This is a genomic window from Haloarcula sp. JP-Z28 (assembly GCF_011440255.1).
GTDB lineage: Archaea > Halobacteriota > Halobacteria > Halobacteriales > Haloarculaceae > Haloarcula > Haloarcula marismortui.
This window is the reverse complement of sequence record NZ_JAAOHT010000038.1, coordinates 12,461-38,291: the sequence shown is the minus strand read 5'-3', so window position 1 is coordinate 38,291 and position 25,831 is coordinate 12,461. Positions and strand designations below refer to the sequence as shown.

At 61.8% G+C, this 25,831-nt stretch carries 25 protein-coding genes; 13 read left to right on the top strand and 12 right to left on the bottom strand.

What is annotated here, in order from left to right:
* The 3 genes from G9463_RS14075 to G9463_RS14065 all read right to left on the bottom strand — a co-directional run.
* A partial coding sequence (locus G9463_RS14075) for a PAS domain-containing sensor histidine kinase (RefSeq protein ID WP_165897052.1) occupies positions 1-1,364 on the bottom strand: 1,364 nt, incomplete at its 3' end.
* Between the two features lie 64 nt (positions 1,365-1,428).
* On the bottom strand, positions 1,429-2,475 hold the full coding sequence (gene dph2 / locus G9463_RS14070) for a diphthamide biosynthesis enzyme Dph2 (protein ID WP_165897051.1): 1,047 nt from the start codon (positions 2,473-2,475) through the stop codon (positions 1,429-1,431).
* Positions 2,476-2,529: 54 nt separating this feature from the next.
* Positions 2,530-3,804, bottom strand: coding sequence for a methyl-accepting chemotaxis protein (locus G9463_RS14065; RefSeq protein ID WP_004962182.1), 1,275 nt, complete (start codon positions 3,802-3,804; stop codon positions 2,530-2,532).
* Between the two features lie 275 nt (positions 3,805-4,079).
* Here G9463_RS14065 and G9463_RS14060 point away from each other — a divergent pair, with 275 nt between their 5' ends.
* Positions 4,080-4,478 carry a YlbF family regulator gene (locus tag G9463_RS14060; RefSeq protein WP_004962180.1) on the top strand — a complete coding sequence of 133 codons (399 nt, stop codon included), beginning with the start codon at positions 4,080-4,082 and terminating at the stop codon, positions 4,476-4,478.
* Between the two features lie 112 nt (positions 4,479-4,590).
* Here the strand turns inward: G9463_RS14060 and G9463_RS14055 are convergent, their stop codons facing one another.
* Positions 4,591-5,040, bottom strand: a complete 450-nt coding sequence (locus G9463_RS14055) for a universal stress protein (protein WP_007189911.1) — start codon at positions 5,038-5,040, stop codon at positions 4,591-4,593.
* A 16-nt stretch (positions 5,041-5,056) separates the two neighbouring features.
* A complete protein-coding gene (locus G9463_RS14050; protein ID WP_160164319.1) occupies positions 5,057-5,209 on the bottom strand; it encodes a hypothetical protein in 153 nt (50 codons plus the stop codon).
* 29 nt (positions 5,210-5,238) lie between these two features.
* Between G9463_RS14050 and G9463_RS14045 the strand changes: the two genes are divergently transcribed.
* From G9463_RS14045 to G9463_RS14035, 3 genes are all read left to right on the top strand, one after another.
* Positions 5,239-6,072, top strand: coding sequence for an MBL fold metallo-hydrolase (locus G9463_RS14045; protein ID WP_165897050.1), 834 nt, complete (start codon positions 5,239-5,241; stop codon positions 6,070-6,072).
* A 172-nt stretch (positions 6,073-6,244) separates the two neighbouring features.
* Positions 6,245-7,342 (top strand): hypothetical protein, encoded by a 1,098-nt coding sequence (locus G9463_RS14040; RefSeq protein WP_165897049.1) that lies wholly within the window; start codon positions 6,245-6,247, stop codon positions 7,340-7,342.
* Positions 7,343-7,381: 39 nt separating this feature from the next.
* Positions 7,382-8,278 (top strand): hypothetical protein, encoded by an 897-nt coding sequence (locus tag G9463_RS14035; RefSeq protein WP_007189908.1) that lies wholly within the window; start codon positions 7,382-7,384, stop codon positions 8,276-8,278.
* Positions 8,279-8,280: 2 nt separating this feature from the next.
* On the opposite strand, the gene G9463_RS14030 is transcribed toward G9463_RS14035, so the two are convergent.
* The 7 genes from G9463_RS14030 to G9463_RS14000 form a co-directional block, all read right to left on the bottom strand.
* Positions 8,281-9,225, bottom strand: a complete 945-nt coding sequence (locus G9463_RS14030) for an ABC transporter permease (protein WP_165897048.1) — start codon at positions 9,223-9,225, stop codon at positions 8,281-8,283.
* The gene (locus G9463_RS14025; RefSeq protein WP_165897047.1) at positions 9,222-10,229 is read right to left on the bottom strand and encodes an ABC transporter ATP-binding protein; all 1,008 of its coding nucleotides are present in this window, start codon (positions 10,227-10,229) and stop codon (positions 9,222-9,224) included. The genes G9463_RS14030 and G9463_RS14025 overlap by 4 nt, the downstream gene beginning before the upstream one ends.
* Positions 10,216-11,607: a nitrous oxide reductase family maturation protein NosD gene (locus tag G9463_RS14020; RefSeq protein ID WP_165897046.1), complete on the bottom strand. Its 1,392-nt coding sequence runs from the start codon at positions 11,605-11,607 to the stop codon at positions 10,216-10,218. Before G9463_RS14020 ends, G9463_RS14025 begins: the two co-directional genes overlap by 14 nt.
* Complete coding sequence (locus G9463_RS14015) at positions 11,604-12,395, bottom strand: hypothetical protein (RefSeq protein ID WP_165897045.1); 792 nt, start codon at positions 12,393-12,395, stop codon at positions 11,604-11,606. The genes G9463_RS14020 and G9463_RS14015 overlap by 4 nt, the downstream gene beginning before the upstream one ends.
* Before the next feature lie 30 nt (positions 12,396-12,425).
* A complete protein-coding gene (gene nosZ, locus G9463_RS14010) occupies positions 12,426-14,405 on the bottom strand; it encodes a TAT-dependent nitrous-oxide reductase (RefSeq protein ID WP_165897044.1) in 1,980 nt (659 codons plus the stop codon).
* Between the two features lies 1 nt (position 14,406).
* A complete protein-coding gene (locus tag G9463_RS14005) occupies positions 14,407-14,919 on the bottom strand; it encodes a plastocyanin/azurin family copper-binding protein (RefSeq protein WP_007189902.1) in 513 nt (170 codons plus the stop codon).
* Between the two features lie 246 nt (positions 14,920-15,165).
* A complete protein-coding gene (locus tag G9463_RS14000; protein ID WP_007189901.1) occupies positions 15,166-15,891 on the bottom strand; it encodes a hypothetical protein in 726 nt (241 codons plus the stop codon).
* Positions 15,892-16,427: 536 nt separating this feature from the next.
* Between G9463_RS14000 and G9463_RS13995 the strand changes: the two genes are divergently transcribed.
* The 9 genes from G9463_RS13995 (at position 16,428) to G9463_RS13955 (ending at position 25,621) form a co-directional block, all read left to right on the top strand.
* A complete protein-coding gene (locus tag G9463_RS13995; RefSeq protein WP_165897043.1) occupies positions 16,428-17,234 on the top strand; it encodes an IclR family transcriptional regulator in 807 nt (268 codons plus the stop codon).
* Between the two features lie 718 nt (positions 17,235-17,952).
* Positions 17,953-19,236 carry a glutamate dehydrogenase GdhB gene (gene gdhB / locus G9463_RS13990; RefSeq protein ID WP_004962147.1) on the top strand — a complete coding sequence of 428 codons (1,284 nt, stop codon included), beginning with the start codon at positions 17,953-17,955 and terminating at the stop codon, positions 19,234-19,236.
* A 6-nt stretch (positions 19,237-19,242) separates the two neighbouring features.
* On the top strand, positions 19,243-20,190 hold the full coding sequence (gene rocF / locus G9463_RS13985) for an arginase (RefSeq protein WP_004962144.1): 948 nt from the start codon (positions 19,243-19,245) through the stop codon (positions 20,188-20,190).
* A 93-nt stretch (positions 20,191-20,283) separates the two neighbouring features.
* Positions 20,284-21,606 (top strand): aspartate aminotransferase family protein, encoded by a 1,323-nt coding sequence (locus G9463_RS13980; protein WP_165897042.1) that lies wholly within the window; start codon positions 20,284-20,286, stop codon positions 21,604-21,606.
* A 59-nt stretch (positions 21,607-21,665) separates the two neighbouring features.
* Positions 21,666-22,454, top strand: coding sequence for a transporter substrate-binding domain-containing protein (locus tag G9463_RS13975; RefSeq protein WP_004962138.1), 789 nt, complete (start codon positions 21,666-21,668; stop codon positions 22,452-22,454).
* A 4-nt stretch (positions 22,455-22,458) separates the two neighbouring features.
* Positions 22,459-23,139, top strand: coding sequence for an amino acid ABC transporter permease (locus tag G9463_RS13970; RefSeq protein ID WP_004962136.1), 681 nt, complete (start codon positions 22,459-22,461; stop codon positions 23,137-23,139).
* The gene (locus G9463_RS13965) at positions 23,136-23,888 is read left to right on the top strand and encodes an amino acid ABC transporter ATP-binding protein (protein ID WP_004962134.1); all 753 of its coding nucleotides are present in this window, start codon (positions 23,136-23,138) and stop codon (positions 23,886-23,888) included. The genes G9463_RS13970 and G9463_RS13965 overlap by 4 nt, the downstream gene beginning before the upstream one ends.
* The gene (locus G9463_RS13960; protein WP_165897041.1) at positions 23,885-24,862 is read left to right on the top strand and encodes an amino acid ABC transporter permease; all 978 of its coding nucleotides are present in this window, start codon (positions 23,885-23,887) and stop codon (positions 24,860-24,862) included. Before G9463_RS13965 ends, G9463_RS13960 begins: the two co-directional genes overlap by 4 nt.
* Before the next feature lie 42 nt (positions 24,863-24,904).
* Complete coding sequence (locus G9463_RS13955; RefSeq protein ID WP_165897040.1) at positions 24,905-25,621, top strand: helix-turn-helix domain-containing protein; 717 nt, start codon at positions 24,905-24,907, stop codon at positions 25,619-25,621.
* Positions 25,622-25,831 lie beyond the last annotated feature (210 nt).

The following is a 25,831-nucleotide window of genomic DNA, read 5'->3' as shown; positions in this document are numbered from 1 at the left end:
GCCTCGTCGTCGAGGTCGTCACCGTATTCGCTGTCCAGCAGGTCGACATAGCTCGACACCATCCGGAGGGGTTCCTGCAGGTCATGCGACGCGATGTAAGCAAACTGCTGGAGCGCCTCGTTTGAGCGCTCCAGTTCCGCCTGTTTGGACTTGAGCCGCGTCTCGCGTTCGATTCGCTCCAGCGCGGCAGCCGCCGTACTCGCAAGAATCTCAAGCAGGAACCGCTCGTCGCCGTCGAACGACGCCACGGTCTCGGACCCGATACACAGCATCCCCTGGTCATCGAGCGGGAGACACAGGAGCGTCCGCATCGGCATCGCCGGCGCTGACGGGTTCGACAGTTTTTGATAATCCTCGATAACGGTCGGCTCGCTGGTGTGGAAAATACGGTTCTCGTCGCTGTCTGGCCCCATCGGCGGGAGATCCGCCGCCGTTTCCACGCCGGCGAAGTCGGTCGCCTTTGCTGTCGCGCCGATTGGATAGAGCGTGTCGTCGCCGCTGTCGTGGGACCATATCGCGGCGAGCGGCTGGTCGACGATACGCTGTGCAATCTGTGTGACTGTGTCCGCGGCCGCAGTCTCTGTGCGGCTGTACAGCAGTTCGTTCGTCGCGTCGCTGAGCGCCTCGACGCGCTCCTCGCGGCGTTTGAGGGCGGTGATATCTCTAGCTACACTGACGACCTGTTTGAGCTGTCCGCTGTCGTCGAACACCGGTCGATACCACGTCTCGAAGACGAGGTCGTCGACTTCCTGTGTCACGCGGACTTCCTCTCCGTCGAGGGCCTTCTCGACGGCGGTGATGATGTCCGGATACTCGCTGTACGTCTCGAACACCGATGTCCCTTCGAGGTCGCCGGGTTCCATTCCGAGCCCTTCCAGCCCCTTCCCGGCTGAATACGTGAACACGCCGTCCGGGTCTAGCGTAAACACCACGACAGGGAGATTCCCCATCAGGGTGTGGAGCTGTTCGCTCTGTTCTGCGTGTTTTCGTTCCCGCTCGCGGATGCTGGTCACATCGTGAATGAACGCCACAACACGGGTCTCGTCGCCGAGAGCGGCTCGCTTGAGCGTTACCTCGACCAGTTGGTCCGTGCCGTCGGGTCCCTCCGTTACCCACTCGACCTGCGCCGAACCTGACGTGGCTGCCTCGGCTATCAGGTCGTTTGCGTCCGCCGTGGAGAACCCCGGCGGACTGAACTCGCCGACGTGCATCCCGACGATGTCGTCTGGAGTACACCCCAGGAGCGCGCCCGCGGCCTGGTTGGCCCGGACGACGGTTCCGGTGTCGGCGTCGTGGATCATAATCGGGTCCGGACTCGCCTCAAAAACGTCCTGATAGATAACAGCGTCCTCTGTAGAAGCCATGGACCGTATCAGCGCCCGCGCTACAAGACAGTATGCCCCTTGTTATCACCGGTGAAAACTGGCGCTACCAGGTGCCGTGGAAGGTGTCGAACTCCAGGGAGTCCAGTGGTTTCTCGCCGATAGCGATTTCGTACTCGCCGGGCGTGAGCATCGGCTTCTTGAACTGCGGGCCGTCGTCGGTGGTGATTCGGGGACAGCCGGTGTTAACGTAGGCGTCCATCCCGAAGTTCGTCAGCCGGTCCGGTGTCACCTCGTCCATGGTGATGAGGTAGGCGTTTTCGTTGTTTTCGACAATCTCTTGGGCCTGGTCCCAGCGACCCTGGCCGATCTTGGTGCAGAAGATGACGCCCCATGACTCGGCGTCCATCGCGCGGTGGACCGCGCCGTAGCGCTGTTTCATGAACTTCTCCGTGTCGGCGACGGTGACGACGTTGTTGACGGGGTCGGCGATGACGACGTGTTTCTCCGGGTGCTCCATCGCCAGCCCAAGCGGGTGGAACTTCCCGCCACCGACATACAGCATCTGGTCGGCGTCAACGTCGGCACTGGCGTAGTTACAGCCGAGCACCTGTCCTTCGTGGGTCAGTCGCTCGTCGCCGCGCCGCGTGTGGACCGTGTAGCCACGCTCTTCCAGCCACTCGCGCATTTCGTCGAACTTGTTCATGTGCTGGGCCGTTGTCACGAGCCCCACATCAGGGTCGTCTTCGGGGTCGGCGAGCCGTTCCTCGCGGGCCTGCTCCATGATGGGGAAGACGTCGACGTTGGAGAACAGCGGGACGTAGATGATCTTGTCCGATTCTTTCATCGGCGAGTGGCCGAAGTGGACGAACACGTCCGTCCGGCGCATCATGTACGTATCGAGGTCACAGGCACCGTAGCAGGGCTGGCCCGAGAGCAACACCGTCACGTCGTCAGGCAGTTCCTCGCGGAGATCATCGGCCACGGCCGGGCCACGGCGCTTCAGCCCCTCGGGGAACTGCAGTCCCACTTTCTCTGCGTCGCGTTCCTCGACGGCCTCGACGATTCGGTCGAGTTCGTAATCCCACTCGCGGTCGTGCTTGAGCGACAGTCCAGTGTTCCGGAGGTCGCCGTCAGTCCGCTCTTGACTCATTGCACCCCTGTATCCGTTCGAGAGTCATAACCCCCGTGTTTCGATGAGCGCCAGTCACTCCATAATCTCGGCGAGTCGGCGCTCGACCCGCTCGACGTTTTCTTCTAGGTCCTGCGCCAGTCGGTGCTGGGTCTCGTTTGCGTCAGCCAGCTCGTCGATGGACTCGGACACCTCGGCGGCACGTTGGGCGATTTCGTCGATCATGCTAGCGATTTCTTCGGCGCTTGCGGCCTGGTCGTCCGTCGCCGCCGCGACTTCGCCGATGCCCTGTTCCGTCTCCGAGGTCGCGTCGACGATGGCCTGCTGGTTGTCTAGCACCGTCTCTATGTCGGTGAGTGCCTGCTGAATCGCGTCCGTCGTCTCCTCGACGTTTTCGGCGGTGCTGTCGGCCATCTCGCGGACCTCCCCGACGATGCGCTCGACTTCGTCAGCGTGCTGTTTGGACTCGTCGGCCAGTTCCTTGATCTCGTCGGCGACGACCGCGAACCCGTCGCTGTCGCTGTTGCTTCGCGCGGCTTCGATGTTGGCGTTCAGCGCCAGCATATTCGTCTGGTCCGCGATGTCGTTGATCACCTCGACGAACTCGTCGATCTCCTCGATATGGCCCCGGAGTTCCGTCGAGTCGGACGCGACCTGTTCGGCGGATTCAGTCGCGTCTTCGACGCGTTCGATGGTTTCCTCGGCTGTCTCGACGGATTCCTCGGCGAGTTCCCTGGCCTCACCGCTCTGGCTGCTCACTTCCTCGGCACTGGAGGCGATTTCCTCGACAGTCGCACTGAACCCGGAGACCTCGGACTGGACCTCATCGAGGTTTTCAGACTGCTCGCCGGCCATCTGCTTGATATCGTCGGACTGCTCGGTAACGGCCGCGGCGGAGTCGCCGATTTCGCCGACCGCTGACTCGACGTCCGTCGCCATCTGTGACTGGAGGCTCTGGAGCGCCTCACGCTGTTCGACGATATCGCTGAAATCGATCAGTAGCTCTAAGGCACCGATAGCGTCCCCGCCGGGACCCATGAGCGGAATAGCCACCGCTCGCGCGTGTGCCATCGTCCCGTCGGGTCGTTCTGCGGAGCGGAACTCGTCTTCCCGGACTGGCTCCCCAGTCCTGATGACTTCCTGGGCGAGCGTCTCGTCCTGTCCCTCTGTGCCGAATACGTCGTATGCGTTCATCCCGACAGCCTCGCTCGCCGGGAGCCCAAGGATGTTTTCAACCGCCTGGTTCCAGTGCGTGATATCGCCGTCCGCGTCGACCACGAACGCCGGCTCCGGTAAATCTGCCACAAGCGATTCGAATGCGTGAAGCCAGAACTCTCCACTGTTGTCCATAGATTCCGGCAACAGTCTGCTCGTTGTAGCTTGTTTAGCCATTATTGTAAGGACCCACGGGCAGGATATATCATTTCTGGCTGATTACAACCACTGATAACTCCGGTTCGCCATATCGAGACCGAGCAAGGCTGGCTATGTGCAACTGGAACCACAGTTCCGGGTCCTGCCCAACGTAACAGACGCAGCCTATTGTGCTAGCACTGAGGCACTGTCCTGCGTATAACAACCCGGTTTCGGCAGGCCTATACCGCCCGAGTCCATACAATATAGCGATGAGTATCGAGACCGATACCGCCGCTGACATCGACGGTGACCGCGTCGAGGCACTCGCTACAGAGTTCGGCGAAGCAATCGCCGAGCTCCCGGTGTACCAGCGATTCAAGGAGACGAAAGACGCCGTCGAAAACCACGACGAGGCGCAGGCGGCCATCAAGGAGTTCGAGCAGATCCGCGAGGAGTTCATGCTCGCCCGCCAGACCGGGAACGCCTCTCAGGAGGACCTCCGGAAGGTCCAGCAAAAGCAGGAGGAACTCCATGATATCCCGGTGATGAGCGACTATCTTGAGGCCCAGAACGAACTCGAACTGCGCCTGCAGGAACTCAACGAGATCGTGTCCGAGGAACTGGCTGTCGACTTCGGCCAGAAAGCCGGCGGTTGCTGCGAGGACTGAACCCCGGTATTTCTCGCGGTCGTACTTTTCGCCGACCCTGAAGCTGCCGGTCAGGAGCGCCGATGCCGCCGACAGCTATTGCCAGTCAGCGAAACACTTGACCGACTGAGGGTTACTCCTCGACTTCGGTTTTCACCACGACCGCTGGTCGCTCGCTCAGCCTGAGCACTTTGTCGGTGATGCTGCCGAGGAGACTCCGGTACTCCGCCGGCCGCCGCTTCGTCCCGAGCACGAGCAGATCGACGTCCGCCTCGTCAGCGGTTTCGATGATGGATTCGGCCGGCCGTCCGTGTTTCAGGGTCGTCGTTGCGTCGACGCCCGACGCCTCCGCGTCGGCCTGTATCCGGGCCAGCGTCTCCTGACCCGTCTCTTCGAGACCATGCTCGGGTCCCTCCGATTCGTCGACGTATTCGTCACCGCTGTAGGCCGTGTACACGTCCTCGTCAACGACATACAGCACGTGGAGGGCCGCACCGTGTTCCGCTGCGAGGGAAATCGCGTGGGACTCGGCGTTGGTTGAAGCTTCTGTTCCATCCGAGGCGAGGAGAATGTGATCGTACATACAGGTTGTATTTCTCTCAGTTGGTAAATAAACCGAGGGCTCCGTTCTCAGACAGCGAGAGGCCCCACGACGACCGAAAGCCATCGGCGACTGCGGAGGTCGGTTCGAATTGCTGGCCGAAGTATCCGTACAGCAGCCAGCGACCGACGGCCCGGCGTCTTCGAAACATCTTAGCGACCGGGCGTGGCATCTCCCGACATGACAGTCGAATCTGATTGGGACGACTGGCTCCCGCGTGCGGTGGAGTCGGCGACACCCGACGGACTGGCGATCTGGTATCTGGGCTGTAACGGCTTCATCGTGAAATCCAGTGGCGGGACGACCGTCTTCATCGACCCGTATCTCGGCACGGGCGACCCGCCGCGAACCGTCCGGATGGTCCCAGTGCCGTTCAATCCCGAAGACATCACCGAGTGCGACGCGGTTCTGGGTACCCACGAGCATACCGACCACGTTCACGGGCCGTCACAAGCGCCGATTCTCGCCGGGACGGGCGCGGACTACTATACGACTGACAGTGGTCACGACGTTATCCGAGAGGAGGCGTGGCTGGAGAACTATAGCGTCACCGACGACCAGTTCCACGAAGTCACGGAGGGGGACACGCTCGAAATCGGCGACCTGAAAGTTCACGTCGAACCGGCCAACGATCCCGACGCCGAGCACCCGGTGTCGTACGTGTTCGAACACGACGCCGGTACGTTCTTCCACGGCGGCGACGCCCGCCCCGGCGAGTTCGAGTCTGTCGGCGAGCGCTACGACATTGACGTCGGCGTTCTCGCGTTCGGGACGGTCGGGATGATCGACGACAAGGAGACCGGCGAACCGACGAGAACGCAGTGGTACAACGACGAGAACATGATTATCGAAGCCGCGAACGAACTCCAGCTGGACACCCTCATCCCGACCCACTGGGACATGTGGAAGGGAATGACAACGGAGCCGACCGTCCTGCACAACCACGCCAACAGCTTCGAGTATCCCTCGACGTTTTCAATCATTGAAATCGGCGATCGGTACGACCTCGACTGAAAGCGGTCTGCCAGTGCTGAGCAGACGGATTATCAATCCTTCCTGTCTCACGCCCTGTTCGTGTTACTGAGCTTACGCCTAACACATTATATTAATGACCGTCGTATACAAAAAAGGCGTAAATGTTGGTCAGGTACGTACCTTTAATACTATTGCTGAGACCATACAGACCATGAGCAATTCGCAAGCCTACGACGAAGTCACTGTCGCTGCCGATGGTGTGACAGTGACCAAGCGGTTCGAGGCGGACGAGTTTCCCGTGCCCGCGATAGCGTTTAATCTCACTTCGCGGCGGTCCGTTCCGGTGACAGTCAGGCTAGTCGACACTGTTCCAGACGACGTGGCAGTCGAGGATCTGGGCTTCCACCCCGAGTACGGCAGCGAGTACTGGGACATCAACGAAAACCGGATCGCCTTCGAGAAGGAACTTGAAGCCGAAGCCGACTACACGACTGTCTACGGCATTCGTGCGACGGGCACCGACGACGTCGAGAAATTCTTGACGGAACCCGAAATCGAGAGTGTGGACCCGCCACTGGATGAAGACCAGGAGGACCTCGTCGGAGGCGGCGACGAGGCTGTCCGAGACGTCATCGCTGGTGACGCTGACAGCGTTCCCGGTCTCGAAGACGATGACGACGAGGATATCGAGACGCTCGACCTTTCGGACCCGAACAACCCGGACGCAAGTGTCGAAGCCCCCGAAGAGAGCAACGCCGCACCGGCGGACTCCGAGGTACAATCCGGCGCTGTCGTTGCGACGATGGCACAGGAAATCCGCGATCAGAACGTCTCACCCGAAGACGTGAAGCTCCTCAAGCGCGCGCTTGACGCCGTTTCTGAGGACGACAGCGACACTGGCGGCGTCAATGATGCTCGGATTCAGCGCATCCAGAGCGATGTTGCAGACCTCCGTGCGTACACCGATGCCCTCGAAGAGTTCCTCGAGGAGAACGGCACTGGCGAGGACATGATTCAGGAGTTCGGCGAGCGCCTCGATTCCTTCGAAGAGGCCTTGGAAGGGTTTCAGGACGAGGTCCAGTCGGCGACGAATACAGCCACGTCCGCCTCCGACAAGGTCGACGAGCTTTCCGGAGAAGTCGAGAGCGTCGAAGGGCAGCTTGACGATCTCGAAGACGACATCGAAGCCCTCCGCGAGGAGATTGACGATGGGAAACTCGCTGACCGGATAAACGAAACCGAATCGGAGATCGAAGAGCTCAAAGAGTGGCGCGAACAGTTGTCGTCGGTCATCGGCGGCGGCGACTAACCGAACTCGTTTTACCGGTCCCCCGTCTGTGCCTGCATAATGACGACGACGAGAGTGGCCGTCCCGCGCAAGGGCCGGCCCCTCGAAGCAGTGCTGGAGCGACTCGCCGGACGCACGGGGACGACCGACCTGGCCGACGATATCATCTCGACGCTTCGCTACGAGAAGGCCGTCACCAAAGGCAATCAGGACGCGGTCGCCGACGTGTACCATCGCATCAGCGATTACTCCTCGCTCGATGCGCCATACAAGCCAGAGTATACGCTGCTCCGTGACGACCGCGACGGGATGCCCCGACGGATCGTCTTCGACAGCGTCACCGTCCCGACCGAACACGGTGACGTCCAGCTGGTCGGCCGCGAGGAACCGTTCCGGGCGCTCCGGACACACGAGTTTGCGCTCGGGTTCGACAGCGCCGACCTCGTGCTCGAGGAAGTCGTTCAGCTTCGGGACGAACCGCTGACCGCCATCCACGAGATCAACGACCGCATCGATCCGCTCGACACCGACGTGCGGGTCGTGACCGGGCTGGGCGATACAGTGTATCACACACTGCTAGCGACGCCGGAGGTCATGGACACACAGGACGGGCCTCTCGACCGGGATTTCGTCACCAACTACGAGGGTGAACTCTGTATCTCACCGCGGTACGAACGGCTCGTTGAAGCCGTCCTCGGAACGAGTGCGCTCGATGGCGTCTCCTTTACGTATCCCACGGAGGGCGGCGAGGAAGAGGCAGACATCGCGGCGACCGGCCTCGGCGTCTATCTCACCGTTACGGGGTCGACTGCGCGGGACCACGGCCTCGAACTCGGCGAGCAGCTGTTCCCTAGCGAAACCGTCCTTCTGGAAAACGCTCACGAGCGTACCGAGACGACGGAACGGGTCGCCAGTCTGTTCGAGGAACCAGAAGAAACAGCGCTGCAGTCGATTTAGGTTCAGAGACGCCGCCGCTGAATGAGTTTCGCGGCGACGCCGACGGGCACGACGACCCACGCGACGAGTCCCGCAGCGACCATTGGCGTGGTCAGCCCGGCCTGTGCCAGCACGCTCCCGAAGCCGCCGGCGACCACGTCCACCTGCGCGAGCGCGAGTACCCGGAAACAGTCCACGGGGTTGAGCAGTATCGCCGCGGCGATAGCGCCGGACCCGAGGTCGAACCCCGCGACGGCCCCTAGCGCCATCAGGTCGTGCAACAGCGCGACCCACAACCAGATGGCCAGTGCGGCACCGAGCGCGTGCGTTTTCGTCCGTGCGACCGTCGAAACGAGTACTGCCACGCCGAGCATCGCACAGGCGGTCAACACCGCTGCGAGGGCGACCGCCGCGTACTGGCCAACGCTGGCGAGGCCGATGTAGCGGACAGTCAGCAGCGCACCGGGAACGAAGCCGAGCAACATCGCGCCGGACAGCACCGCCGCCCGGCCGATGGCAGTGCCGACGACGACACGGCCTTTCGTGACCGGGAGCGCGAGCATGAGTTCGAGCGAGCCGCGCTCGTCGGCACCGACAATGGCGTCGTAGCCGACCGCTAGCGCGGTCAGCGGGACGAGGTAGACGCCGAGTTCGGCGATAGTCGCAACCACCGCGTCAAACCGACCCGGGCCGACCGAGCTCGCGCCGAACTGGACGACTGCGGTGGTGAAGAGGCCGAACAGCAGCGCCACGCCGAGCGCCCACCGGCTCCGGACGGCCAGCCGGTACTCCCGACGAGCGATGGTCAGCAGACTGCTGTCGGCAAGCCGGGCGAGCGCCGATTCGTCGGTCGTATCCGTGGCCGTATGCCCCTCGGTTCCACCGTCGTGTAACCGGGTGGCTGGAGCGTCGACCGAAACGACGCCGCCGTCGGGGGCCGGGTCCGTCGATGACTCGTCCTCGCTCATGCCGGCTCACCTCCCGAGTCCTCGGTCGCCGCCTCCGCAGCCGCTGCCGACGCTGTGCTGTCGGAGCCGGAGCCATCGCCGTTATCCGCCCCGACGGCCTCGTGGAACGCGGCTTCGAGGCCTGGTTCGCGGACCTCGAAGCGGTCGATGTTGGCCCCCTCACCGACGGCGGTCAGGAGGTCGTAAGCATCAGCCGGCGTGGTCCGTGCCGTCACGTCCGCACCGGAGCGGCTGACGGTGGACACTGCCTCGGAGGTCCCGAGGTCGGTCGCCACATCGCTTGCAGCCGCCTCGGACGCAAGCGACAGCGACACCGTCACCTCGTCGGCGGCAGCGCGGCGAAGCTCCTCGACTGGCCCCGCGGTTGCCACCTGTCCGTCGGCGATGATGACCGCCGCCGAGCAGAGCCGCTGAATCTCCCCGAGCGCGTGTGAGGAGAAAACGATAGTCACGTCCGTCTCGGCTGCCAGGGCTTCCACGACCTCGTGGAACGCCCGGATGCCGTCGGGGTCGAGCCCTGCTGTCGGTTCGTCGAGTATCAACACGGCCGGCTCGCCGACGAGCGCAGTGCCGAGGCCGAGCCGTCGGTTCATCCCGTTGGAGTAGCCGCCGACGCGTCGGTCCGCGGCGTCTGCGAGTCCGACGGTGTGCAGGATGCGCTCGACGTGGTGGGCCCGGTCTTCCCGGGGCACCGAGCGCATCCGGGCGTGGAAGCTGAGTATTTCGCGGCCGGTCAGGCTCGGCGGGAAGCCGGCGTGTTCCGGCAGGTAGCGCACTCGCTCGCGGACGGCGGTCCCGTCGGTCGGGTCCGCACCGGCGACTGAGACGCTCCCCTCGTCCGGTCGGTTCAGCCCGACGAGCAGTTTGAACAGCGTCGTCTTGCCGGCCCCGTTCGTGCCGAACACGCCGAGGGTGGCTCCCTGTTCGACAGACAGACTCAGTCCGTCAAGCGCCTGCACATCGCCGTAGGCTTTCGATACGTCGTCGACGTCAATCACGTTCATAGTAGCTCCTCCAGTTCTCGTGGGGTGGTTCGGTGAGCGGGCGGGCATCGACCACGCCGGGCGACTGAACGACTGGAACGGACGACTCAGCCAGCCGAACGGCGTCGAAGGCCGGGCTACTGGCGAACACCCGTGCTGCGGGCTTTTCGGCGGTCACCTGCTGGACCGTCCCAGCCGGCTGGTAGCGGGTGTCGCCGACACCGTCGTCATCAACGTCCGTCGGGTTCGCCCGGGACCAGTAGTTCCCGACGCTTTCGTTCCAGTGGACCTGGTCGCTCATCACCGCGAGCACCGGCCTGTTGTTGCGAATGAAACTGTTCTCGGTCACGGTGCCGTCGGTGCTCCCCGCGGCGATGTGGACGCCGATGTTGTTGCCGACGACGAGGTTTCCGATGATGCGGTTGCTGACGGAGTTGTAGACGAACAGCCCGTTCTCGTTGTCGACGAGGTGGTTGCCGCGGATGTCCGTGTCGTCGATACTCTTGACGAGGATACCGTGGCCGGACTGTCCGCTGTTGTTCACCGCAACGTTGTCCTCGATGACGAGGTGTTTCGACACCATCAGCGCGTACCCGACGTCGTTGTCGAAGGCGGTGTTATCCCGCAGATGCGAGTCGTCCGAGTACATGTAGTGGACGCCGTAGCGGAGGTCCCACATCGTGTTCGCGCTGGCGTTGACGTCTTTCGCCCAGTTGAAGTAGAGCCCGTCCCGGACGGTGGTGATGTCGTTGTTCCGGATGACGCTGTCCTCGGTCTTCCAGATCTGGATGCCGTTGCCGCGTCTGGTCAACTGCGTTATCTCCTCACGGCCGACGATGGTGTTGTTCTGTATCTCGGCGTCATCGACACCGTCAAGCCAGATGCCGAAGGTCATGTCGGTCACGCGGCTGTCGCGGACAGTGACCTCGCTTGCGTTGACGAATAGCGCGGCGTCATTCGTCGCGGTGCTGTAGCCGCTGTTGCGGACCCAGATATCCGACACGGTCACACCCTGTGCTTCGACGGCGAGCACATCGCCCTCGCCATCACCGTGCAACAGCGTCGACGCGGAACCGCTCCCGGAGAGCGTGACGTTCGGCGTCCTGACGACGAGCGTCTCGTTAAAACGACCGTCGAGCGTGACGGTGTCGCCGGAGTCTGCGGCGTCGACCGCCGCCTGCGCGCTGTCGTACGTTTGGCCGTCGACCGTCGCGGTGCCGTCAGCCGACGGGGTGGTGAACGAGTCGGTGTCGGGCACGTCGGGGTCGAAGGCGAGGTCGTCGCGGGTGCCGTCGGCCTCGTCGGCGCTGGCCATCCCGACAGCCACGACCGACAGCACGAGCAGGACCGCGGTAGCGACGGCAAACACGCGCTCGAAATCGTGGGGCAGTGGGCTCATGAGTGGGTTTCGGGTTGGTCAGGTTCGGCTGCGGTGGTCGTCGGGTGATGCGGGGCGCCTTCCTCATCGTCAGTATCGTCGTCACGGTCCCGAACGGCGTCGGGAAGCCCGGTGAGCCCGTTGCGAATTCGGGCCGGCAGCTCGTTGAACGTCGCCGCCTGGTCGCGGTAGTAGTACGAAACCGCAAGCAGTCCGACGGCCGTGGCGGCCATGTACGCGCCGAGGCCGAACCGGGAGACGCTAGTGATGTTGGCGACCTGGTACTGCCCCCACAGCGGCGGTGTGAAGCCGGCGACACCCATCACCGGCGCACCCGGGTCGAGCGTGTGGCCGGCCTCCCAGAGCCGGTACTGGATATCGGCCAGCATCACGGTGAACACCAGCACGGTGCCGCCGAACTGGTATTTCAGGCCGCGCTTGAGCTTGTCGACGGTCGGTGCGACGGCGACGAACACTGACAGCAGTGATACGCCGATGAACGCGACGGGCCCGAGCGACCACTCGGGTACGTCGATGGCGTTCTCCTCAACCGGGAAGTTCGGCTCGACTAACACCGGGTCGGGGAAGTAGAACCCGACGTAGTGGTTCAGCCGCGCCATCTCGATGAAGTCCCCGGTCAGGTGGGGGTAGGCGTACAGGGAGACGCGGAGCGTCGTGCTGGGGTATTGCACCGCATCAACGCTGATGCGCCACATCGGGAACGCGAGCGCCGCGACGAACAGCAGCGCCGCTCCCACGGGGAGGCCCCGCCGGATCTCACGGAAGTCGTCGATGGTGGGTCGTTGCATGGCTGAACACCTCCGAAATGGGCTGTAGCGCTACCCCTCCGCCGGTTCGACGATCATCCGGCTGCGCATCTCCAGGTGCAGGGCGCTACAGAAGTACGTGCAGTAGATCCAGTACACCCCGGGGTCGTCAGCAGTGAACGTGACCTCGCGAGTGTCCTGTGGGGCCACGGCGTAGTTGATGTCGTGTTCGGGGATGGCAACGCCGTGGATGATATCCTGCACGCCCTCGATGTTGGTCGTAGATAGCTTCACCTCGTCGCCCTCCTGAACCGTGAAGTCCGGCAGGCCGAACTCCGAGCGCTTGGTCGTCATCTTGACGTGGACGCTGTTCTCGCCCGTGCGCTCGACGCCCGAGTCCTCCTCGGTAATGTAGGTCTCCTCGTAGTCGTCCTTGTCGTAGACCTTCTTGGCGTCTATCTTGTCCTTGTGGGCGAACACGCAGTCGTGTGGCTCGGGGTAGGCCGGATGGTCCGCGACCAGTTCCATCTCTTTTTCACCTTGCCCGATGTGGATGAGCTGGTCGTTATCGGGCATTATCGGGCCGACCGGGAGGAACCGGTCTTTCGAGAGCTTGTTGAGGCTGACGAGCCACTCTCCGTCCGGGTCGGTCGTCATCGCCTCAAGGGCCTGAATGTGGCCCGGGTTGTAGTGGACGTCCTGCTTCTCGATGATGGGGTCCTCGGACCCTTCTTCGGCCTCGACGGCCGCCTCGATGTCCCACTTGACGGCCTGTGAGTCGATGAACAGCGACGTGTAGGCGTGGCCGTTGCCGTCGAAGGTGGTGTGAAGCGGGCCGAGCCCAACACGCGGTCGCCCGGCGACGACCTCATCGGGGTCGGAGGACTCGGCCAGCGCGTTCAGGTCGAGCATCGTCACCGTCGGGGAGAGCTTCCCCGCGATGAAAGCGTAGTCGCCGTTCGGCCCGACCTCGACGCAGTGGGGGCTTTTCGGCGTCGGAATGTACTTCACGAGAGGGCGGTCGCCCTGATTGAGCGAACTTCCCTGCGTGCCGTCGACGACGGGGATGCCGTTGACCTCCTCGTAGTTGCCGTTCTCGACAGCCTGCTCAATAGCCGGGATGTCGAAGGCCTTGACGTTGTCCCGGTCGTCCTTCGTCATCCCCTGAATGTCGGTGGCCTCCTCGCTGTTGTACGCCGAGGAGATGGCCCACCGACCTTCTTTGCCGGTGTCGACGATGTCGAGGTTGCCGTCGACCTTGACCTGCCACTGGGTCTCCATCGACTCGGGGTCGACGGCGACAAACAGCGACGTGTAGTTGTCCGGGTTCTTCGCGTCGGTCCCATCGTTTGGCAGCGGCGCGCGGAACTCGCCGTTGCCCAGCACGTACTTGGTGTCTGGCGAAAGGACACAGCACCCGTGGATGGCCTGCATGTTCGGGACGTCAGTGATTGCGTCCGTCTCGAAGTACGTGAGGTTCACGCGGGCGATGCGGCCATTGGCCTTGTCGTTGACGTACAGATACTCGCCATCGTAGTCGCCGTCCGTCTCCGAGAGGTTCGGGTGGTGGTTGTCACCCCAGCTGTAGCCACCGCCTTCCTCCAGCATCTCCTGCGTGCCGTCGGTGAAGCCATAGCCCGACGCACAGTCGGTGTTGAACACCGGAATACGGGTGAGTTCACGCATCGACGGGATGCCGATGACCCGCAGTTCGCCAGAGTGGCCGCCGGACCAGAAGCCGTAGTACTCGTCGTGTTCGCCCGGCTCGACCGTGTGACTCGCACCGCTGCTCGAGGGCGTTGACTGGCTGCCAGCGCTACTGTCGCCGCCGCTCAACGCTGAACAGCCGGCCACCGACCCCATCGCACCGGCGGCGACGCCGGCTTTCATGAAGTCCCGGCGACCGAGCGAAAGGCCGGGTAGTCCCAGGGAGATGTCGTCATCCGTTGTCGCCTCATCGGGGGACTCGACCTCCGCCAGCACCGAATCGAGCGTTTCTTCGTACTCTTCGAGGACTTCGTTCGGGTCGCGTGGGGTTTCGTGCTTACTCATATCAGACCACCTTGATTGTGCCGACCATCCCGTTCATCTCGTGGGGGATGCAGTAGTATTCGTACGTCCCGGTCGTCTCCAGCGTGACCTCGTAGCTCTCACCTTTCGGGATATTGCCTTCCTGCCCGTTGCTGTAGCCGTCTTTCGCGGCCTGCAGGGAGTCGAACCCGCCGGATGCGAAGTAATCCGCGCCGTCGGGGATCTTGTCTTCGTAGGCCGTCACCGTGTGGCCGATGCTACCGACGTTCTCGAACGTGACCGTCGTCCCTGACTCGACCTGGATTTTCTTCGGCTCGTATGCCAGTTCGTCCGTCATTTCGACGGTGCTCGTCTCGGCCCACTCGGACCCGCTCCCGCCGTCACTGGACTCGGTCTCGCCGCCGTCTGACGCGTCACCGCCGCTCCCCGAATCGCCGTCATCGCCACTGTCGGACCCGCCGCCCGACGAACAGCCAGCCAGCGCGACTCCAGCCGCGAGACCCAGACCGCGTACGAATGTTCTACGCGTTTCCATGATAGCTCACGGCTGCAACTCGAAGACCAGCCTGTATATATAGGGAACCGCACTCTCATCTGGCAGGAAGCCGGGCGAATATGTTCGCCGGTAAATAGTGAATGGTGACTCTTCGTGACGATTGCCACAGAATACAACGACTGTGTAATCGTCTCTGGGCTCCCCGAGTTGGGTGGTGGATGCCGGCGGCCAGTTCACCGCGCTTCGGTGACGCCTACGACTGTCTGCTCTGGGGACCGCCTTCGTTCAACTGTCCACAGATTCCTGTAGCCGCGCGAGACTGGTCAACACCGGATACGTCCAGAACTGCTCTTCGTACATATACGTGCAGAACTCGTGTGTCTCGAACCGGTGAACGCTTGCGTGGAGTTGGTCTTGGCGCTCCTGTAACAGCGCTGTAACGTCGTTTCGGAACGTCTCGCGATACCACTCAGGCACGACTGTGCTGTCGAGTGTCTCGATGATCTCCTGTAAACTGCTGTGGTACTCCTGCATCGATTCCTGTTCGATTTTGACAGCGCGGTCCAGCGAGATCCGTTCGTCGATTGCTTGCTCAGCCGCGGCCACCAGCGAGCGTTTGAGCGGCGGTGAGAACCCGACGTTCGTCTCAGGGTGAAACAGCGCTGCGTAGTCTGGCCCGAACTCGATAGCGACGTTCTCGACCAGCGATTCGTCGTACACTGACTCGTAATGGTCGACAGCCAGCACCGTGTCGGCGTAGGCGTCCCGTAGCGCTTTGACGGGGCCAGATTCGGACTGTCGACTTCGCGCACCAACGGGGGCGGAGGGCTGTTGGGCGGGGTCGACGGCACGCAGACGCTGTAGAAAGTCCTCGAGCCCGTCTTGCTCGGCTGCAAGCTCGGTATGCTCCACGTCGAGCACAGTGAGAGCCGTCTCTATCGGCTCGAGAATGTGGTCTCGCCATGTGTGCAGGAACCACTGCGTGCCGTCCTGCGCAGGCGTCGTTGACATACTAGTCTCTCGTTCAGTAACAACAATAAGTGTTTTAGTTACCCGTCAACACCACCGTGTTCTGGACGGTTATTTATAAAGGCACTCGGGACAGGAGCGTTGCGTTCGCTGTGTGTCTTGCGGTCTCGGTATATCGGCAATTCCAGTTGGAATGGAATAGCATCTGGTTCCGGGACCAAGACCTACCGATCAGATTTGGATATAAATACGTACCATCTAAAATATACGAGGGTCAAAATTCGCTACTGAATCAAAAATAGCACATCTGTGATTATTTTTGCGCCTAACTACATCTACAAACTCGGATTATTGAGATACAATTGCGGTATCGATAGCTGAAGGCTGTCTATCTGCATGAGTGATATTAAAAACACGACTTTGGATATGTTTCGAGCGAAGTATTTCTATATACCGGTACCCGTACAGTCTTATTGTGTCGGGTATTGACAGGTGTCGGTTGCCAGCGGCCGCTGGTTGGTCCGGCCGCTCATCGCTTACATCTGGGTTTTAAATAATGACGGCAACTCTACTCGGTAATGACCGACGACGCCGACACACAAAACACGGGCCGGCGGATACAGTCCGTGGAGAACGCCTGCGAAATCATCGAAGCCGTACAAGAGGCAAACAGCGCGACATTGCAGGAACTGAGCGAGCGAATCGAACTCTCCCAGGGAACGCTGCACACGTATCTTGCGACGCTGACCGACTGTGGCTTTCTCACGAAGGACAACGACACGTACCAGCTTGGCTTTCGGTTCGTCACGATGGGCGAACACGTCCGCAACGAGACAGAGCTCTACACTGCCGGCCAGGAGGAAGTCGACAAACTGGCCGACAGGTCCGGTGAGTACGTCCATCTGGTCGTCGAAAACGACGGCCGCGAAGTCGCCATCTACGAGCGGCGGGGCGAACACGCCGTCGGGATGGACTACCACCTCCAGTTGCGGGAGGCCCCACAACACCTCCACGACAGCGCTTCGGGGAAGGCAATCCTCTCGTGTCTCCCGGACGAGCGCGTTGAGAAAATAATCGACCGGGAAGGCCTTTCACAACAGACACAGCACACGATTACGGACCAAGAGACGCTCTGTGACGAGCTAGAAACAATTCAGGAGCGAGGATACGCGACAAACGACGAGGAAGAGATCCGTGGCCTCCGGGCGGTTGGTGCGCCGATTCTGGACAACGATGGGACCGTTGTTGGCGCGGTCAGTGTGACTGCACCGACCAGCCGTCTGAAAGGGGCCCGCTTCGACAGCGAAATTCCTGAGATGGTGATGGAGGCAGCGAACCTCATCGAAGTCAATCTCGAAATGACCTCGTTTGACCGGAGCACGTAACAGCGGCGTCAGACGCTCGTCGCTGTGTGTCGGCAATGGCCACTAACCAACGACAGTATCCGCCCTCCAACATTTGGATAGCTCAAATCTCGGCTACGCTACTGTGACGGTGGGTCGGGGCGATTCTTCCAGCAAGGCATCCACAATAACAGTCGTACCATCGTTAGTGGCCCTGCCAGGATAGCACAGCGGGTCGAGTAGCTGTGGCTGTCTGCGGTCTACGGCCGGAGACTCCGAGATTGGGACCTTTGTCGCCGACATACCTCGATACAGTACTCCGCTGCTACGACGCCAAGCCTGTTTTTGACTTTCTCAAACCAGTTGCCGGCACCCTATCCGGTAGTTAGACGCGATATAGCGCGCATACAGTATCCTCTGTGCCAGCAGGCGCACCTTTGTGCAAATACTGTAACCCCTCTCAAATTGAGTATATCAAGTCCATCTAACGGCAGTATTTTACAGATAGGGCATTAGAGGTGCTTACTGTTCCCTGAAGACTGCTTGATGAATTTTTGTTGGCTTTTGCTAGTATCAAATTATCTGCCTCGCAGACAGTCCCAAATGTTTATTAACAATACCAGTATTGATGCCGATACACTGTCTCACTCCAGCCGTCGGATGTTGACAGTACATACGGACACAGCGTGCTGAACAACCCAGCGTACTCGCCCCATTGGTCCCGAGTGGGCGTACGCACCGCCAAACCTACCAACCAATCATGAGCACACAGAAGGAGCCACCAGAGCAAGCGACAGACGAGGACGAATCGCCAATCGCGACTGCCCGCCGCCAACTGGAGCGAGCGGCCGAACACCTCGACCTTTCTGAGGGGATGCTTGAACAGCTCCGTCACCCATCGAAAACTGTCGAGGTATCCGTTCCGATCCACCGGACAGACGGGAGTGTTGAAGTGTTCAACGGATATCGCGTCCAGCACTTCGAGGTCCGAGGGCCATACAAAGGCGGTATGCGATACCACCCAAGCGTCTCCGCCGAGGAGTGTACGGCGCTGGCGATGTTGATGACGTGGAAGTGCGCGGTGATGGACCTGCCCTTCGGCGGCGCGAAGGGCGGCATCGTCGTCGACCCGTCGACGCTCGACGCACAGGAGACCGAGCAGTTGACCCGCCGGTTCGCCGAGGAACTACGCGAAGTCGTCGGGCCGACGAAAGACATCCCTGCACCCGATATGGGGACCGACGAGCAGACCGTCGCCTGGTTCATGGACGCGTATTCGATGCAGGAAGGCGAGACGGTTCCCGGAATTGTGACCGGCAAGCCGACGGCAGTCGGCGGGACGCACGGCCGTGAGGAGGCACCCGGCCGAAGCGTCGCTATCGTTGCCCGCGAAGCACTCGACTACTACGATGGGAGCGTCGAGGGAGCCACTGTGGCTGTACAGGGCTTCGGCGCTGTGGGTGCGAACGCCGCACGCCTCCTCGATTCCTGGGGCGCCTCCGTTGTCGCTGTCAGCGATGTCGACGGCGGTATCTACGACGAATCCGGCCTCGATATCGAATCCATTTCCGCCGATGGTGACGAGCACGGCCAGCTGGGGGCTGTTGACGCACCACGTCAGCTATCCAACGCCGAGCTACTGGAACTCGATGTCGATGTCCTCATTCCCGCAGCAGTCGGGAACGTCCTGACCGAGGAGAACGCTGCGGACGTGCAGGCGAGCATTATTGTCGAAGGAGCGAACGGCCCGACAACGACAGCGGCCGATACAGTGTTTGAGGAACGCAATATCCCAGTCATCCCGGATATCCTCGCCAACGCCGGTGGCGTCACCGTGAGCTACTTCGAATGGCTCCAGCACATCAACCGACGGAGCTGGTCCCGGGAAGAAGTCAACGACGAACTCGAAGCCGAGATGCTCGATGCCTGGGAAGCCCTGCAGGCCGAAGTCGAGGATCGCGATGTCACGTGGCGAACGGCTGCCTATATTGTCGCGCTCTCGCGAATCGGTGACGCTATGAACGCCCGTGGGCTATGGCCGTAACAACGGATGTCGCTTCAGTCAACCCAGTCGCGAGACCGCAGTCGTCCCACGTCACCTGTCGCAGTGCTCGGTGTCCCGTTCGCCCTCGGTGCCGACCGACGCGGCGTCGACATGGGTCCGTCAGCGATTCGCTACGGCGGCCTCAGCGCCGCGCTCGATACGGCCGGCGTCGACTACACTGACGCGGGGGACCTTTCACCGCCGACGCTACAGTCCCAACCGGCGTCCGCCGACGCCAGTGCGAAGTACCTCGATGCTATCGCGGAGATGACCGACACGCTTGCCGACCGGGTGGCGACCGAAATAGCCGACGGGAGCGTGCCGCTGGTGTTAGGCGGTGACCACTCTATCGCAATGGGCACGATGCGCGGTGCGGCTCAGGCGTCCGAACTCGGCGTCATCTGGTTCGACGCGCACGGGGATTACAACACCCCGACGACCTCGCCCAGCGGCAACGTCCACGGGATGCCGCTTGCGGCCGCTCACGGCTACGGCGATTTCGCAGAGATGCCGTGGGCCACCGCCCCGAATGTCGCCGAGGAGAACACTGTCATCGTCGGCGCACGGAGTCTGGATGCCGACGAACGAGCGGTCCTCCGCGAGAGCGACATCTCCGTCTTTACGATGGCGGACATCGACAAGCAGGGTATCGGCTCAGTCACTGACGAGGCACTCGACATCGCGACCGATGGCGTCGACGACATCCACGTGAGCCTCGACCTCGACTGGCTTGACCCGGATGACGCGCCGGGCGTTGGGACGCCGGTTCCCGGCGGAGTCACATACCGGGAGGCACATACGGCGATGGAACGGGTCGCCGACCGCGACGCCGCCGAATCAGTGCTGCGCTCGCTCGATGTCGTCGAAGTCAACCCCATCCTCGACCAGCGCAACACGACGGGCGAGCGAGCGGCCGAACTCGCCGCCAGCGCATTCGGCAAGCGGATCCTGTAGCCCGTTTCGAACCGCAGCAAGGACCCAGTTATGCGGCCGGTACGCGGGCCCGGAACACAGTGATTTATTACTGATGATTTCGATTATGCTAGCATGGACCGCGATACTGCAGAGCCATGTGTCGATAGTATGCCTGGCCCACAGAGCAGCGAGTGGGTCGAGTACCATCACGAAACCGCCGCGCCGAGCACGTATGTGTACGACTTCGTCTGGGACATCACTGAGGACGCAATCGGTCCGTTCTGTACAGACGCGGACGGCAACGTCCTACTGGATTTCACGTGCCACGTCGCTGCGTCGCCGCTCGGATACAACAACCCGAAGGTGCTCGACCGTGCCGACGAGTTCGACATGGTCGACCCGCTGAAGATCGCCGGCCAGGACTTCTACATCAGCACCGGCGGCTCACCCGACGAAACGTCGCTACCGGGACCCGCCCACCTGATGGACAAACTGACCGATATTACCAGCCAGTACGACTTCGACACCGTCTTCCTCTCGAACTCCGGTGCCGAGGCCGTCGAGAACGCGATGAAGATCTGTTACGATAACTGCGAGACGCCGAAGTACGGCATTACCTTCGACGGCGCGTTCCACGGTCGGACACTGGGGGCGCTTTCGCTGAACCGTTCGAAATCCGTCTATCGCCGGAAATTCCCCGAAATCAGCGGGATTCACGACGTGGAGTACTCCGAGGCTGGCGTCGAGCGCCTCCGTTCGAAACTCGACGCAGACACCGGCCACATCCCGCCCGAGGAAGTCGCGTTCCTCATCCTCGAGCCGATACAGGGCGAAGGCGGCTATCGCGTTCCGAATCCCGAGTTCCTCTCGGCCGTCGACGACCTCTGCCGGGAACACGATATCCCGATCATCGCCGACGAAATCCAGTCAGGAGTCGGCCGCACTGGCGAGATGTGGGCCGTCGACCACTACGACATCGAACCGGATGTCATCACGAGCGCGAAAGCGCTCCGGGTCGGCGCAACCGTCTCCCGGTCGGACATCTTCCCGTCCGAAACGTCGCGGCTCTCCTCGACGTGGGGGGCCGGCGACATCCTCGGCTCGATGCGCGGCGCGCTGACTCTTGCTGCTATCGAGGACCACGACCTGCTAGAGAACGCCGCCGAGAAGGGGACGTACTTCATGGATCGGCTCCGCGAAATCTCGGCGGGCCGTTCGCTGGTCGAAGACGTGCGCGGCCTCGGCCTGATGACCGCGCTGGAGTTCGATACGGCTGATCGACGCGACGCCGTGATGGAAACCGCGCTCCAGCACGGCCTCCTCACGCTCGGCTGTGGCCAGAAATCTCTCCGACTCCTCCCGCCACTCGACGTTACCGAGCGCGAACTGGAACTCTGTCTCGACATCCTCGATTCGGTGTTTACCGAGGTTGCAGGCGCTGTCGCGTCCGCCTGACCCTCGCTATTTCTGCGGTAACCGAAATGTTAAAATATGACTGATTCGACTGTGGCACTATGCCACGAGAGGCACGCGTAGACAGACGGAGGTATCTGCAGGCAATCGGTGGTACTGTCGCGACCCTGTCGGTCGCTGGCTGTCAGTCGGACAGCGGGGACTCACAGACGCTCACCGCGGGCACAGCGCCGGGCTTTCCGCCGTTTGAGATGAAACAGGACGGCGAACTCGTCGGCTTCGACGTCGAGTTGCTGGAAGCCGTTGTCGCGGCGACGGAGTACGAACTGAGCGGCTGGGAAGAACTTGAATTCAAATCACTCATTCCAGCGCTGAACAACGGGAACGTCGACGTGGTCGCGGCGGGCATGACGATAAACGACGAACGCGACAAAGCCATCGACTTCTCCGACCCGTACTACAGTTCGAATCAGGCCATCATCGTCCGGGAGAACGGGTCGTTCTCACCGTCGTCGCTGGAAGACCTCTCTGAGGCAGCGGTCGGGGCACAGAAAGGGACGACCGGTGAATCCGTCATCAAGGATCAGCTCATCGAAGCGGGGACGATTCCAGAGTCGCAGTACAATGCATACGGTAACTACGTACTCGCCGTCGAGGATTTGCTAAACGAAAACGTCGACGTCATCATCATCGATGTCCCCGTCGCGAACTCGTTCGTGGCAGACCGCCCGATCAAGTCTGCGTTCGTCCACGAGACTGGTGAGCAGTTCGGCTTCGGGATTCAGTCCGGTAACGACGAGCTTGCGGGCGCGCTCAACAGCGGGCTAACCACAGTCGAGGACGACGGGACGTACCGAGACCTGACCGAGAAGTGGTTCGGACAGAAGTGAGGCCATGGCAGCAATCCTACTCCAGACTGCCGACTGGCTGTTCGTTGTCGATAACATGGGGCTGTTACTCGGCGGGACAGCTGTCACCGTCGCGCTTACCGTAGCCAGTATTCTCCTTGGATTCGCCATCGGGTTCCCGGCCGGTGCGATAGAGGTGTACGGCTCGGACAGAGCCCGTCGGCTGGTCGAACAGGTCGGGGTTGTCCTTCGTGGCACGCCGCTGCTTGTCATCATCATGATCCTGTACTTCGGCCTGTCCGTTTCCAGTAGCGCGTTCGTCACGGCGACCATCGCACTCGGACTCCGGAGCGCCGCCTACCAGTCCCAGATCTTCCGCGGTGCGCTCCAGAGCGTCGACGATGGGCAACTGGAAGCGGCACGCGCCGTCGCAATGTCCCGGTTCGAAGCGATTCGGCACGTCGTCGTCCCGCAGGCGCTGCGCCGGAGCGTTCCGGGCTTCCAGAACGAGTTCACTATCGTCCTCAAGGACACGAGCATCGCTATCGTCATCGGTATTGGCGAACTCCTGACGACGGGCCAGAACCTCTACGAAGGCGGGCAGTCGACTGCGGCACTCGAGATATTCCTCGCCGTCAGCCTCGTCTACTTCGTGCTGACGTTCGCGACGAACCGGTCGCTCGACAGACTCAGTGACTACTACGCGGTACCGGAGGGAACGACATGACACAGCCACTACTCTCAATCGACGACCTGCACAAGTCCTACGGGAGCGAAGAAGTACTGGAAGGCGTTGGCCTCGAGATGGATCAGGGCGACGTGACGGTCCTCATCGGGCCCAGTGGTTCGGGCAAATCCACGTTGCTCCGATGTGTGAACCGGCTAACCGAGATCAACAGTGGCCGGATTGCGCTCGACGGGGAAGACGTGACTGGGGCAGACACCGACGTCAACGAACTGCGAAAACAGGTCGGCATGGTGTTTCAGGATTTCAACCTCTTTGCGCACCTGACTGCGCTCGAAAACGTCACGCTCGGCCCAAAGAAAGTACTCGGGATGGACGCTGCTGACGCCGAGGCCGCCGGACGGACGCATCTCGAACAGGTCGGATTGCTGGAGCAGGCGGACTCATACCCCGCCGAACTCTCTGGCGGACAGAAACAGCGCGTCGGCATCGCTCGCGCACTCGCGATGGACCCGGAACTGCTGCTGTTCGACGAGCCAACCAGCGCGCTCGACCCCGAACTCGTTGGCGAGGTCGTTGAGGTGATGCGCGACCTCGCAGCGGAGGGCATCACGATGCTCGTGGTCAGTCACGAGATGGATTTCGCCCGGTCGGCCGCGTCTGACATCGTGTTCCTTGATGACGGCGAGGTCGTCGAACACGGCCCACCGGAGCAACTGTTCCAGAACCCCACAGCGGACCGAACCGAGCAGTTCCTGAGCAGATTGCACGCGCACGAGGAAACGGCATGAGCACAGCTGAATCCACAACATCACCGCTCCGGGACCGCGTCGGGACAGTCTTTACCGTCCGTCCACTCACAATCGGCCTGACGCTGTTCTGGATCTGGGTTCTGGCCCGGTGGACTACCGATTTCGTTCTCGCAGGAGTATTTGGACTCGACCGTGGCACACCGTTTCTCCCGGCGGCCCCGTTCCTGACAGCAGCGGATACCGTCGCATCGCTCGCCGCGCCGCTCGGTGCCGCCGGAACGCCGCTGGCATGGTTCGCTGAGACGCTCCGGTTCGCCGCCGACGCGACGGCGTACCTGCCGGCGCTGGCACATGGCATCTGGACGACGGTCCTACTGACGGTCTTCAGTGTCTGTCTCGGGTTCGCGCTGGCGCTCCCGCTCAGCGTCGTTCGCGTGTACGGAGGGCGGTGGGCACGGTGGCTCGCCCTATCCTACACTGAACTCATCCGCGGAACGCCGCTGCTCGCCCAGTTGTTCGTGCTTTACTTCGCGACCTCACTCACGCAGGTTCTCAGAGGCGTCCCGGGGGTCGGTGTCGGATTCATTCCAGCACAGGCGTTCTGGGTCGCCGTTATCAGCTTCACGCTGAACAGCGCCGCCTACCAGTCCGAATATCTGCGCGCGTCACTGGACTCGGTCGACGGCGGCCAGTTGACTGCCGCACGCGCAATTGGGCTCTCGAAGCTCGAAGGGATACGGTACGTCGTCATTCCACAGGGTCTGCGACTCGCGCTTCCCAGCTGGACGAACGAACTCGTGTATCTCATCAAGTACTCCTCGCTGGCGAGTTTCATCACTGTTCAGGAACTGTACGGCAGGACAAGCACCCTCGCTAACGAGACGTACCAGTATACAGAACTGTTTGTGCTGGTGGCAATACTGTACCTGGCCCTCGTTGTGTCGGCATCAGCACTGATGGACCGCGTCGAATCGCACACTGCAACCGCCGGTGTCGGACACACTAGACAATGACCACTCTCTTAGGGCCCCCAACCAATCATTTCAGCACATCCCATGAGTCACACTGAAAGCGCCGGCGCACGACTGACGCTCGACCTGTGGCACCCGAACTGCTGGGCTATCGAAGCAACCGACCGCACCGATGGCGGTATCCTGGCACACACGGTGCAACAGACTGCCCAGTCGCCGACAGCATCGGTCAACGGCGTGTTTACCGCGTACGGCGCCACGAAATCAGCTGTCGAGGACTGTCTCGACGCAGTCCGCGCGTCGTCCCACGCTGGAGAGATACAGGAACTTCAGGCACGTGTCGGCCACAAGCGCGATGCGCCGGGCACCGTCGTCAGGCAGTTCCTGCTGGAGTACGACCCGGGTGAGTTGGTCTGTCCGACGCTACTTGAACACGGGTTCGTCCACAGCGCCCCCGTTTGCATCGAAGACGGCCGCGAACGGTGGCAGGTGAGTTTCACCGGCGAACGGCCCGAGATTCAGCCCGCACTCGATGCTGTCGAGGCTGACGCCGACGCTGACGTGTCGGTCGAATCCATCGTCACGCCGGACAGCGATACTGAGCGGTCAGTGGGTGGGCTGCGAACCGACTCGCTAACGCCGGCTCAGCGACGAGCCTTCGAAGCAGCCCGCGAAGCAGGCTACTACCAGTGGCCGCGCGGGATTTCGGTCCGCGAACTCGCCGCCGAGATGGATATCTCGAAGACGACGCTTCTCGAACATCTCCGAACCGCCGAGTCGAAACTTCTGGACCCTGAGTAGTTTCTCCAGATGGCCCTTCCTCCAGATAGCGTCTGATATGTGAGTGTGCGCTTAGAGCCGACAGTCTCTGGTTCTGCCCCCGTCTCAGTCCGTGATGTGCTATGCTGGCTTGCTGTTTGGAAAGTGCCTGTCAACGGACTGTTCGACCGATTTCACCACAGGATCGTTCCACGGGGCAACCGGCGCATGGAACCCGCCTGTCCCGTATGC